This is a genomic window from Accumulibacter sp., from assembly GCF_036625275.1.
Taxonomy (GTDB): Bacteria; Pseudomonadota; Gammaproteobacteria; order Burkholderiales; family Rhodocyclaceae; genus Accumulibacter.
Map to the genome: position 1 here is coordinate 1 of NZ_JAZKUD010000106.1, position 12116 is coordinate 12116.

At 62.9% G+C, this 12116-nt stretch carries 11 protein-coding genes; all 11 read right to left on the reverse strand.

Annotated features, from left to right (window positions below; all coding sequences use genetic code 11):
- The coding region (locus tag V5B39_RS19645) for a cache domain-containing protein (protein ID WP_332344538.1) at positions 1–923 on the reverse strand (923 nt) is incomplete at its 3' end.
- Between the two features lie 191 nt (positions 924–1114).
- The gene (locus V5B39_RS19650; RefSeq protein WP_332344539.1) at positions 1115–4471 is read right to left on the reverse strand and encodes a Swt1 family HEPN domain-containing protein; all 3357 of its coding nucleotides are present in this window, start codon (positions 4469–4471) and stop codon (positions 1115–1117) included.
- Positions 4472–4478: 7 nt separating this feature from the next.
- Positions 4479–4817: a HepT-like ribonuclease domain-containing protein gene (locus V5B39_RS19655; protein ID WP_332344540.1), complete on the reverse strand. Its 339-nt coding sequence runs from the start codon at positions 4815–4817 to the stop codon at positions 4479–4481.
- Complete coding sequence (locus V5B39_RS19660; protein WP_332344541.1) at positions 4804–5109, reverse strand: nucleotidyltransferase family protein; 306 nt, start codon at positions 5107–5109, stop codon at positions 4804–4806. Before V5B39_RS19660 ends, V5B39_RS19655 begins: the two co-directional genes overlap by 14 nt.
- A gap of 19 nt (positions 5110–5128) precedes the next feature.
- Entirely contained in the window at positions 5129–8017 is a 2889-nt protein-coding gene (locus V5B39_RS19665; RefSeq protein ID WP_332344542.1) for a DUF1156 domain-containing protein, read from the reverse strand.
- A complete protein-coding gene (locus tag V5B39_RS19670) occupies positions 8014–8571 on the reverse strand; it encodes a PIN domain-containing protein (protein ID WP_332344543.1) in 558 nt (185 codons plus the stop codon). The genes V5B39_RS19665 and V5B39_RS19670 overlap by 4 nt, the downstream gene beginning before the upstream one ends.
- Positions 8555–8917 (reverse strand): STAS-like domain-containing protein, encoded by a 363-nt coding sequence (locus V5B39_RS19675; RefSeq protein WP_034898464.1) that lies wholly within the window; start codon positions 8915–8917, stop codon positions 8555–8557. The genes V5B39_RS19670 and V5B39_RS19675 overlap by 17 nt, the downstream gene beginning before the upstream one ends.
- 17 nt (positions 8918–8934) lie before the next feature.
- The gene (locus V5B39_RS19680) at positions 8935–9807 is read right to left on the reverse strand and encodes an ATP-binding protein (protein ID WP_332344544.1); all 873 of its coding nucleotides are present in this window, start codon (positions 9805–9807) and stop codon (positions 8935–8937) included.
- A 97-nt stretch (positions 9808–9904) separates the two neighbouring features.
- Positions 9905–10249 carry a type II toxin-antitoxin system PemK/MazF family toxin gene (locus V5B39_RS19685; RefSeq protein ID WP_332344545.1) on the reverse strand — a complete coding sequence of 115 codons (345 nt, stop codon included), beginning with the start codon at positions 10247–10249 and terminating at the stop codon, positions 9905–9907.
- A complete protein-coding gene (locus tag V5B39_RS19690) occupies positions 10239–10469 on the reverse strand; it encodes an AbrB/MazE/SpoVT family DNA-binding domain-containing protein (protein ID WP_034898509.1) in 231 nt (76 codons plus the stop codon). The genes V5B39_RS19685 and V5B39_RS19690 overlap by 11 nt, the downstream gene beginning before the upstream one ends.
- A 76-nt stretch (positions 10470–10545) precedes the next feature.
- On the reverse strand, positions 10546–12116 hold a 1571-nt coding region (locus V5B39_RS19695; protein ID WP_332344547.1), incomplete at its 5' end, for a DUF3883 domain-containing protein.

Sequence of the window (12116 nt, forward strand, 5' to 3'; positions counted from 1 at the left end):
GCGGACGTCGCGACCAGGCTGACCCAGAACACCAGGTTCCGCAGTGGCGCCAGCACTTCGTCGCGGTCGATCTTCGCCACCAGATGCCACGGCGTACCGACTACGGGGCGCGTCGCCGCCAAGACGCGGACACCGCGGTAATCCTTCCCCTCCATGACCTGCGCCGTGCCGGCCAGCACCGCGCGGGCGGCCGGCAGTTCGCGATCATCAAGCGCTTGACTGAATACCAGCGCCGTTGCCTTGCGATGGCGCAATTCGTTGAGATACAACACGTTGTCCCCCTCCCGACGCACCAGCAGCGTCTCGGCGCTCGGGCTCGGCGTCGGCCAGCTCTGGATCAACGGGAACACGATACCTTCGACCGGCGTGTCGAGGATGACGGCGCCCACCCCTTGTCGTCTGCCATCGATCTCCTTCACCAGCGGCGCAACCAGGTCCAGGTGGACACCGCCGGAATCGCTCCGATAGAGATCTGTCGTCGCCACTCGGGTGGTCTGGAACGCTGTCTGGAGCGCCTTTTGGACAGGCGCTTCGGCAATGGCTTCGTGCAACCCGATGGTGAGGATTTGTTGGGCGCTCGCGTCGACCACCACGAAGCTTTCGTAGGCGTACGCCCGCTTGAGCGTCTCGAGACGTTCCGCGATCCGCCGTCGTGCAGCGGAGTTCTGCCCGGCCGCCGCCAGTAGGGTATCTTCAATGAGGCCGGGGCTGGCGCCCAGGACAACCGCGTCCCCGTACCGCTCCGCCAACCACGCTTCGACCTGTCTCGCCTTCAAGTCAGCGATGGCGTTCAGATCCGCGAAAGCCTGCTGCTTCAGACGCGGTGTCTCCAGGAAGAAGATACCCACGCCGAGCAGGGGCACGATCGACAGCAAACCCAGGATGATGACGACCAGGCCACGCAACCGCGACTTGGGTAGCATGCTGGCGCTGAGTGGTGGGAAATCTAAAGGCACCGGTACGAGCATACCCACCCGCCAACCGGCCGTCAATCTCCCGTCATGTTCCGTCCTGACGCATGAATCAGCAACGGTTCGGCGAGCGGCGCCCGCATTCGCGCAGCATCGAGCCGGAGGGCGGCCGCTGGTTCCAGCGAGCGCGGGGTCGAAGCAGACTACTCCTGCTCAAACCCCTGGCTCGTGAACTTCAGCGTCCGGCTGTTCTCGGTGACGGTGCGCACGACATGATCCGGCGCGCCACCCGGTATCTCCGCCTCCACCTCAATGGTGACCGTCACCCTTGTGCCAACGAGCCCGACCAGGTGCGAAATCACTTCATCCGCGATGCGGCTGGCGTCGCGGCCAACGCGGGCGGCATCGAGGACGGCCGTACCGTGGAAGCGCTTTGGTCGCGCTGCGGGGGGCTGAGCGTCCGCTCCTGTTCCTTGTCTCCCGGTCGGCGGAGCGTCAATCGTTCCGGAACCACCCCGGCTCAGCGGTTCCGATGTGGCTGCCGAGACCGGTGCCGGGCGTTCGGCATAGAGCTGCCTCACCGCCACCTCCGGTTTCACGACCAGCCCGGGTGCGTGGGCGTCGGCCAGCGTCACCATCTGCCCCGCCCGCAAGCCCTGGTAGCGACCCGCCGCCTCGTCAAAACTGTCGGCGAAGGCAAAGCCGTCCTGCCTCCAGGTCAGCAGATTCACGCCGTCGCTGATCGCGTTCAGCAGGACGCTCGAATCCCTGAGGCGCGGCAGGTAGATGTAGCGTGCGAAATCCTCGATCAGTTGTTTCACCGCCACGTGATCGCCACGCCAGAGCGGCACACGTTCCAGTTCCATGCGCAAGCGTGTTGAGGCAAAGGTGGTCAAGTACAGCTCGTCGCTGCGCAGCTTCCTGCTGACGCGCACGGCCAGTGAATCCGCCCCGGACAGCCGCAGCGCCTCCCAGGTGATCTGGGCTTGCGGCGTTCCCTGCACCGGCACCAGCAGCCATTGATAGGTTTCCGGCAGCCTGGCGGTGACGGTGCCATCGGCGGCGGTCTTCTGGGTCTCGGCCTGGGTGACCTGATAGGGAGACAGGTTGAGCTGCACCTTCTCGGTGAGGATCGACTCCCACGCCAGGTATTTGCGCGCCGCTTCGTCGAGGTCCTGCAGGCGGGTCTTGTCGGCCGCCAGAAAGACCAGCGTATTCCGGTACAGGCGTGGCGCATTGCCACGCGACTCGAGCATGGCCCGCGCGGCAACTTCGCCAGCGCTGTTCCCTTCCTTGCTGTACGGATGATCGACGCCCAGCACGACCAGCCGTGCATCCAGGTCGTCGGGAATGTCCGCCCCGGTCGCCGGCATCGGATGAATGCGCGCGAAGTCGCCCTTGCGCTCCAGATCCTTGCGCAGGCGTTGTTCGATCTCCTGCGCGACCTTGTCTGGATTACGCTTGAACTGCTCGGCGCGGTCTTCCGCCAGTTTGGTCACCGTCGGCTGCGTCGAATACCAGTAGTGCGGCCCGTCCTGGTAGAGGTAGGTCGCCGCACCGGCCATCCGGCGCAGGGCGTCACCAAACACCGCCGGCGATTCGCCCGGCATCGAGCAGCCCAGCTTGACTCGCCGATCCTCGATCCCCTTGTGCGCGGCGGCGGTGGTCGGCGCCGAGCCCATGTAGATCGCACGCGCCACCCGCCGGCACGCCGAGACCCGGCCCAGATTGGGCAAATCCCTGTCGAGTTTCAGCGGCAGCGAGTTCGGCCCATCGACATCCTTCTCGATCACGGGCACCCAGTTGTCGGAGAGATAGCGCGTCAGTTCGGACTGCACGCGCGCGTCGTCGATCGCCACGTTGCCGGGCAGGATCAGCGGATTGCGGTCGCCCTTCTCCCATAGACTGTGGATCACCGCCGCCATCAGCCGCAGCACGCCGCGCGTGCGCTGGAATTTCACCAGTGTCGACCAGTCGGTATAGAGCCGGTCGAAGATTTCCGGGTGGATCGGATACGCTGCCTTGATGCGCTTCTCGTAATCGGATTCGCGGCACTCGGGCGGAAACTCCGCCTGCTGGGTGCGGTAGAACTCGGCGAAGGCGCGCGCCACCACGTCCCGGTCCTTGAACTGCGCCGGGTCGGAAAGCGGCTGGAACAGGCGCCGGCGAACGATCTCGAAGCCTTCTTCGGCACTCGCCGGCCGCCACGACGATTCGACACGCCCGACGACGTTGCGCAGCCGGTCGAGCGCTTCGCGGCCACGCGTGCCGCCGACTTCCACGTCGTTCGCCTGCGAGTGTGGCAGATTCTGTGGCGAGCCCGAGGTATCCGACGCCGGCAGGCTGATCACCAGCAGGCAGTTCTTCGCCAGCTTGGCCGATTCCGTCAGCACCTGCGCAAAGCTGAATTGCGTCTCGAAGCCACCGGCCGGCAGGTCGCTCTGGTCGTGGAGCTGGCGCGCGTAGGCCACCCACTCGTCGACCAGGATCACGCACGGGCCGTAGTCGTTGAACAGCTCGCGCAGCACGTCGCCGGGGCTGGTCGCCTTCTCGTCGTCGGCCGCCAGCCGCGCGAATGCTGGTTTGCCGCCAAGCTGCCAGGCCAGTTCGCCCCAAAGGGTGCGCACGACCGTGCCGTCGGGCTTGGTAGACGGGTTTCCCGGAGAAATCTTGTTGCCTACCAGCACCACGCGCCGGGTCGTCGGAATCCTGCTCGCCCCGGCGGCGGAGATCACTTCGTCTATGCCGGCCAGCTCGGTCGGCGCGATGCCCGAGAACAGGTGGTAGAGCGCCAGCATCGAGTGCGTCTTGCCGCCACCGAAGTTGGTCTGCAGCTGCACGACCGGGTCGCCGCCGCCGGTGGTCAGGCGCTGCACCGCTCCGACCAGCATCCCCTTCAGGCTTTCGGTCAGGTAGGTGCGGCGGAAGAACTCCACCGGGTCCCGATATTCGTCCGTCCCCTCGCCGAGATGCACCTGCCACAGATCGGCGGCGAACTCGGCCTGCTGGTAGCGACCGCTGGCCACGTCTTCATGCGGCATGACCACTTCGCGCCAGGGCTTGAGGTTGCCGGTGACGCCGCTTTCGATCGCCGTGCTGGCCGATTTCCGCTTTTCGCTGCGCGCCTGCTCGTCAAAGCGAACGCGCAGCAGTTCCATCTTCATCTTTTCGACGTCGTCCGCCTGCGCGGCCGAAACGGCGGAGAGCAGCCGCCCAGCCGAATCAAGCGCACGGTAGGCGTCGTCGCTGGAGAAGGGTTCCTGGTGCGCCCAGGCGTTGCGCACGGTCACCAGCTCATTGACCAGACTGCGCTCGCTCTTGCCGAGGATCTGGCGAAATACCTCACCCCATTTGCGATCCATGACGACCAGCGAGGCGGCGACGTCCTGGAGGGATTCGGCCTTGCCGGCGCCAAGGCGGGTGTCAGACAGGAGCTCCTTCACTTCGAAAGCCCAGCCGTTTCCGTACGTGGCCTTTAACTCCCGTTCGATGAACGGCAGCAGGCCGGTTTTCAGAAGCTCCAGCGCTTTGCCGACGCGCTCGTGGTTGGTGATGGCCATTGTGGTGTCACTCCGATTCGAGCACGGTTTTCAGTTGTTCCAGCAGCCCCGGCAGCGCGAGCTGCACGGTATCCCACAGGATGTTCTGGTTGATGTCGAAATAAGCGTGCACCAGGCGATTGCGCATGCCGACGATCTGCGGCCAGGGTACGCCGGGAAATTCGCTGCGCCCGGCTTCGCTCACCTGAGTTGCTGCCTCGCCGACAATCTCCACGGCGCGAGTCAATGCCAGGCGTAACATCGGGTTGCTCTCCAGGTCCTCCCGTTTGCGCCCCTCGACGAAAGCCAGCGCCTGGCTGGCCGCATCGATCATGTGGCCGACCCGCCAGCGATCATCCGGCGACATACTGCACCTCTGCCATGCGAACCACCTCGTCGCGGAAATAGCGACTCAAGTCCTGCGCGGTACGCAGATCGACTTTCCGCCCCCCGAGGGCTTGCGACAACTCGATTTCCATCTGCGCCATGTCGAGCAATGTCGGTCGCGCGTCCGGCAGAAACTCGACCAGCAGATCGACGTCGCTGTCCGGCCGGGCCGTTCCCTTGAGTTGCGAGCCGAACAGCGACAGACGGCGAATGTGATGAGCTTTGCAGAACTGCGCCAGCGCTTCTGCGTCGAGGTTCAATAGTCGTTTCATGACAGGCTCCTTCGCTGCTTCATTCTTGCCCAAACAGGTCAGGCGTACCAGCTATCAACGCACAGGGCTTCTCGGCGGCCAGGCGGGTGATCTCCGGCCAGCTCTGCACGAGACCGTTGTAGGCCATGGCCTCGACCGCGCGCTTCTTGCGCTCGCACAGGGTGTAGAGGCGGTAACAGAGTTCGCGGGCGGTTTCGGCCTTGCTGCCGAGCTTGGCGACCAACCCGGCCGCGGCGCCTTCGCCGCCGGCTTCCAGCGCGCGGATAAGGTGGTGCACGATTTCCCAGTGCGAAAGCCGCTTGTCGGTCAGCGGGTCCCAGTCGGCCGGCAGTTCGTCCGGCTTCAGCAGGCGCACCTTGCCAGCCCTGGAGACCAGAATGCCGGCTTCGTCCAGGCCGCCGACGCTGGTATTCTTGGATTTCGAAAGCTGTTCGGCGACACCGTAATCGCCCTCGGCAAAGCCGGTCTGGTCGAACCAGGTGAGCGCCCAGCGGCTGTCGGCGTCGAAGTCGCCTTCCTGTTCGGCCAGCGCTTCGTCGAGGGTCTGGTTGATCAATGCCAGCGCGGCGCGTACCGGCAGCGGCTTGCCCTCGGCATCGAGCACCTTGGCGTAGCGCGTGTAGACGGCCATGCCAGGGCCAATCGCGGCCTGCGCGAGGTCCACCGGGGCGATGTTGCCGCGCTGGAGGTGAGCCAGTGCCGCGGGTAGTTCGGCTTTGAGGGCGGTGGCGAAATCACGGCGGGTGGCAGTGGGTGCGGTGGCGGGTCGCTGGCGGCAGACGAGGACGATGCTGGAAGCGAGGGCGTTGGTGCCCGAGCCGATCATGCGGTTGCTCAGTTCGGTGCGCATCGGCCAGGTGCCGCTGATGGCGAAACCAGCTTCGATGACGGCGGCGAGGAAGGTGTCCCAGCCGGTATTGGTTGTGCCGTCCGCGCCGTCACTCTCCGCTTGCTTGAAGGCATAGTAGATGGTCACGGGAAAGGCTGGATGCGCCTGTTCGGCGAGCCGGTGCATGGCCTGCGTCATGCCATCGAGGAAAAAGGTCTCAGCCTTTTGCTTGCTGCCGTGACGGTAGGGTGTCGCCACCAGTTCCTCGGCCTTGGGTACGGCGAGTGTGGCGAAAAGCTCGGGGAAAACGGGCTTCAGGGAGCGGCGGAGCCAGACGTAGAAAAAATCAGAAAGATCAGCGTAGCCGATGTTGTCGTAGTACGGAGGGTCTGTAGAGACAACTTTACTATCGCCAATAGACTGATTTTGAGCATCAGCTTGCTGGACAAACCCTCTCGCAACGCTAGGTAGGTAGTTGATGACTCGTACTATCCAGTCAAGGGACACAAGGTAATTTCCAGAAGATGCCGAAAAGGGATTCCCTTCCGCATAGTCCCATGCCATCGGGACAGCTTGGCGCGAGAACACGTGCCCAACGCCCAAGTTTTTTGGGTCAGATCTCCAAGTACAAATACTCGACCAATAATCGGCTGACTTACTGACTCCAAAGCCCAGGTACACCCCCACCGCATCCGCATACGCCGTGGCTTCAGTGCCGACTTTATCCAGGGCTTTCCCGTCGTCGGGCAGGCCGGCGGCGATGGCGTCGCGCTTCACCCACTCGCGCGCTTCCTGCACCAGGTCGGAAAAGGTCGTCAGAGCGACGAGTTGACGGGGGGTGAAGAGGTCAGCAAAGGTGTTCAGCCCGTAGTTCGGCGTCTTGAAGTCGCGCGGATTCACCGGCAAGGTGGTTTCCGGTCGCCACTCTGGCCGCGCGGTCAGGGCAAGGGCTTCCATTTCCGGCGTCGGCGCGAGATAGACCCGACCACGGTCACCTTCGGCCACGATGGCCATCAGCCGCGCACCCATGCGCCCGGCCTTGCCTTCCTCGCGAATGTGGTCGTAGGTCACGGGCACACCAGACATCAAGCAACGGAACGCGGCACGCTTGCCAGCCGTGGTCCCAAGCTTCGCCCCTTCCGCATCCTTCGGCTTGCCCACCTTCACCGTGAAGCTATAGCCAGAGCTCTCGATCACCGGCTCGACATAGGCTTCCTTGCCCGCTTTGGTCGACAGCATGAAGGTCGACGCCAGCGGGACATTGACATGCGCGAAGGCCGGGTTGGGGCTCTTGACCGTGCGCGCCCACAACCAGGCGATGACCGTGAGTTTCCTGCCGACATAGGGCTTCAGGTCGGGCCGCTCCTTCGCCATGTCGGCGGTGACCTCGATCTTCGGGTAGAGGTGGCCGATGCGCTTCTCGGCCTCGTCACGCATCCACTGGCCGTAGTAGCGCACGTCCTCGGCCAGGCCGGTCGCTCCCCGCCACGATCCCGATGCGTCCAGCATCCGGCGCGATTCCGGATTGACCGGCGGCTTGCCGGCGAACCTCGGCGGTATCTCGATCATCGCCTTGTTGATCAGCACCGCCACCGGATTCAGATCGCTGGCGTAGCTCTCCAGCCCCAGCCGCTGCGCTTCGAGCGGCAGCGCCCCACCGCCGGCGAAGGGGTCATGAAAAGCCGGCAGCTTGTAGCGGTCGAAGAGTTCCTTCGCCCGTGGATGGTCGGCATTCTCGACACAGGTGTAGCGCCAGCTCTGCCAGATTTCGTCGCGCGCCTGCTGCAGCACGGTCTCGTTGGTCGTGTTCTCCCACTTGACCAACTCCTCGATGATGCGGAACAACCGCTGCCGCTCCTTCTCCTGCTTCTTCTCGGTGGGGAAAATGTCGGGATGCGCCGACGGGTCATCGACCATCTGCGCGAAGATCACCGCCCGAGCCGCCGCCAGCGGTCGCCGCGCCCACCACAGGTGCAGCGTGCTCGGGTGCCCGTGGCGGATAGACTTCTCGCGCGCGCTGGCGATGTTGATCGCCTCCAGCGGCAGCGCTACTTCGATGAGCTTTTTCTTGGGTGTCATGGACACGCGCTCAGGAGCTTCTTGTTCGTGGTCAGAAGATCGATCCCGCCCAACGTCATATCACCGTCGTGGGTGAGAAGTTTCCAGCCATTCAGCCGACAGTTCTGGATCAGCAAGGCATCGTTGAAATCAACGGTGCCACTCTGCACGGCGGCAAGCACCGCAGGCATGTCGATTTTTTCCAGATGGGTGTCACGCGATGAACTGTTCTTCAGGATTTGCTTGACCTCGGCCACGGCTGACTGAAGGACATTGGCGCCGTCATTGGATTGCCGAAAGTCCTTGAACCTCGGATAAGCTTTTTTCCATGCCGCGTCGTATTCGATGCGCACGTAGCGATTGAGGTATTCACTCAAGACCAGAGCATCGACTACCGGCTGCGCCCTTGCCTGCAAGAGACTAGAAAACGTGCCGGAATAGGCGGCCGCCCATGATGGTGTGGGTTGCGACGCGGGCGGCAACAGGTAGAGCCAAACATTGGCATCAATGAGTATTTGCTCGCCCACCTGGTAAGGGTAGGCCGCCGCGTCGTGCGCACTATTCTTCGTCTTCATCGATGACCTCTTGCCAGGTCTGGTCATAGGCTTGCTGGTTGGCGAAGTAGCGCTTGGCGTTTTCGATGGCGCGTCCGAGCATTGCGCGGTCGTCGTCAGAGATGTCGGCAAAGGCGAGATGTTGCTGCAGGAAGGCTTCGTCATATTGGCCACCGTAGAGCTGACCGATCGCGGCATTGAGAAACGCCGTGATCAGGTTCTCCCGGTTGGCGAACGAAAGCTCGACAGCACGATTGGCCTTGAACGCGGCCACGATCTTGTCGAAGACCTTTTGACCGTCGTCGGTGGATACCCATACCGGGCCGCCGACAATGTCAAATATTTTTAGTGTGACGCGATCAGCCATGGTGGCAATCCCCTTGTTCAGTTTTTCGATTCGGCGCGCAAACGATAGCTGCTGGTGTCCGCCGTGTTGATTTCTATATTGATTACGGTTCCCGGGAATGAAGTGTCCATGCGTGTCAAGGTTTCGCCCTGTGGACTGAATTCCCAGTAGCCTCTGTCTGATACGATCTGGATGCGGCCCTTGTTCATGGCAATGAATTCCCGGATCAGCTTAAGGCCGAGTCCTCCGGGGACGCTGCCCTTTCGAGTTGTATTGCCCTCCTGCAAGGCCCATTCGATGGCCTTGTCGGAGTTCATCTTTAGCCCAAGCTCCTTGTAAATCTTGCGGCGAACTCCGAGCCCCGCGTCGGCGACGCAGAAATCGAGGCGATTCCGTTGTGGGAAATACTGGCCACAGGCAAAGATGCCCAGTTTGCTGTCAGAGTGCATCGCCGCATTGACAAAGATCTCCAGGATGCTGTTCTTGAAACGCTGCGACAAGGCTTCCGACATGATCGGCAGGTCCTTGCCGCGCAAATGTCTGTTCAGGTAGGCAGCAAAGTAGCGGTCGTCGGTGGCCGAAAAGCGTTGGTACGGAATCGTTGTGCCATGCGTATCGGCCTTTTCTGGAAACCCGAATCCCGTAAGGAAGTGGTTCTTGGCAAGAATGGCTTCGACACCCTGTCGAAGCCCACAAGGCTTGAGAGTGTTAAGGTTATCAAGTGCATGAGCAAAAACGACGCCGAGTGGCGCGCTCATGTTGGCGTCGAACCAAGTGCAGGCCGAGAAATCCACGTCGACTACATCTAGCAGATAGCTATCCAGGACAGCCGCAAGCACTGCCAATCGTGAGAATCCCAGTTCGTTGCTGCGGATCTCACCCAGAGCCAACTTGGCTGGATTGCCGGTCATAGGAAATCAGCCCGGAAAGCACGACCGCGGGCGGTGGGCAATGGATCTCCGTGCAAAAGTCTCAACACTGTTGAGATTATTTCTGGCACGTATCGATTCATGCGTCGCCTTCCAGCAAATGGGCCAGTCCGGCGCGAACGGCCATGGCATCGCGCGCCGCGAGCTTCCCGAGTTCGCCGCGCACCAGACGATGGTCGAGGGTAAAGAGCTTGAAACGCACCTTGGACGGCGCCGGCAAGCCGGCGGCGGCGAGATCGGCAATCGGGCAGTCAAGCGGCCAGGGGGCGTTGGCCTGCGAGGTGATCATCGCCATCACCGAATGGCCGGCAGGAGTGTTGAAAGCCGCGGCGTTCGAGAGCACCAGCGCCGGGCGGTTCTTCGTGGCGTTGCGGTCGGTGAAGGGAAACGGCACGCGGACGACCGCGAAGCGTTCAAAGCTCACGATAGGCTTCCTCGTCGGCGCTGCCCGACCACTCGGAGAGCGTGCCTTCGACAGCACGCAGATATTCGATGTCCAGCGGTTGCACGCGGCGGACGGTCGCCGTGCCGTCGGCGCCGACCTCCCAGGCGATCAGGTCGCCGGCTGTTACGTGCATCGCGGCGCGGACGTCCTGCGGGATCGTGGTCTGGCCCTTGGCAGTGATTTTGGCAACGGCGAGCATTTCGTTCTCCAGTAAGGATTGCATTACATTCTTACTTTACAGCGGGCATTCTCCTGAATCAAGCAAGCAGGGGAGCTTAGCGCGGTGTCCCGGCACGCGCCAGCAATCCGTCAAAGTCGTAATCGACGGTCACAGCGTTGAAATCGGGTTCGCGCTGAAACGGCTGGCGCAGGTAATGCACCTTGTGATTGGTGTCGTCGATGAACTCGACGATGGCGAGAATGAAGTCCTCGGGCTTGTTGAGCGAAAAGAGAATCTCGTTGCGCGTGACAGTGATCGTCGGCGCGCCGGCAACACGGCCCTTGACTTCAATGAAGCGCAGTTTGCCGGTGCCAGGAACGCGGCTTTCGATGTCGTAGCCGAGCTTCTCGAATTCGCGGTCGGTGGGTTCGAAGCCGAGCTGGCGCTCGATGTCCAGGATGATCGCGCGCGCGCGGGTGGCGCTGATCTGGGTGTCGACGGACGCCGTGGGTGTGCTCGCTGTTTCGCCGGTCATGGTCTTGATCAGGCCGATCGGGACCACCAGCATGCCGCCCAGGACCACCGGCGGCAGCGGCGAGATTTGCGCTTCCAGCTTCAAGTCGTCCAGACGCTTTTCGAGCCGCCCTTGCAGAAGGTCGGCGCGTTTGCGTGCCTCGCCGGAGTTGAGTTTGGCATTGGGTTTCCCTGCCTGCTCCTGCAGTTTGAGTTCTTCGGCGCGGTGGTCCCAGTAGGTGATTTCCTTGGTGAGGCGATCCTTGACTGCGGCTTCGGTCCTAGTGATCAGTTCTAGCTTGCGCCCACGGACGTCGGCAAGGTGTTCCGGCACTACCTGGGTGATGGCGTAGCCTTGGACCTGTTTCTCCAGTTCGCGCGTGATCCACTGGCATTCGGGGCGGTCGAGGATCGCTTCGATGCCGGGTTCGCCCGCAGCGATTGGCCGATAGTCGAGATAGGGGGCGTAGTGCACATGACGCGTGCTCGTGCTGGCGTCCATTTCGACATAGAGCATGCGTTTCGACACGACCCGACGCTCACCGGCGCGGGTGAGGCCGGCGTCCTGGATGGCATGCTCCAGGTAGAACAGCACACGCGGCTGCATTCCGGGATCGCGCTCATCAACCAGCACGCTGCCGCGTTTCAGCAGATCGCGATGACGTTCCAGCGTCAGGTCGATCACGGCATCGAGCAACGGGTGGCCGGGGCAGACGAATGCCGCCAGCGGTTGGCCCTGAGGCGCGACGAGCGATTTCTCGAAGGCGATTCGCTCATAGCGCGGCAGCACGGGTTCGCCGATGCCGATCAGGCGGTCGCGGTTGCGCACCGGGGCGGGCACGTGGGTGATTTCGTAACGACGGGGCTCGCGCTGTTTGGCGGTGCCACCGAGCCGCTTGAAGGCTTCGTGGAAGAACGACTCGATGTAATGCGGTTGCAGCCGGCGGGCGTCGGCGCGTTCCATGTCTTCGCGGATGCGCTGCACCCGGCTGGCGTCCATGGCGTCGTGGGCGAGCGCGCGTTCTTCGAGCAGGCTCTGCAGGTGCTCCCGATCCGTCGCGACATCGAGCACCGTCGTGAGGAAGGCCTTGACCTCGGGCTTCTCGCCGTGGCGGATGGCCTTGATCAGCAGCTCGCGCAGCGACATGACCTTGCCGTCGGACTCGAAGGCAA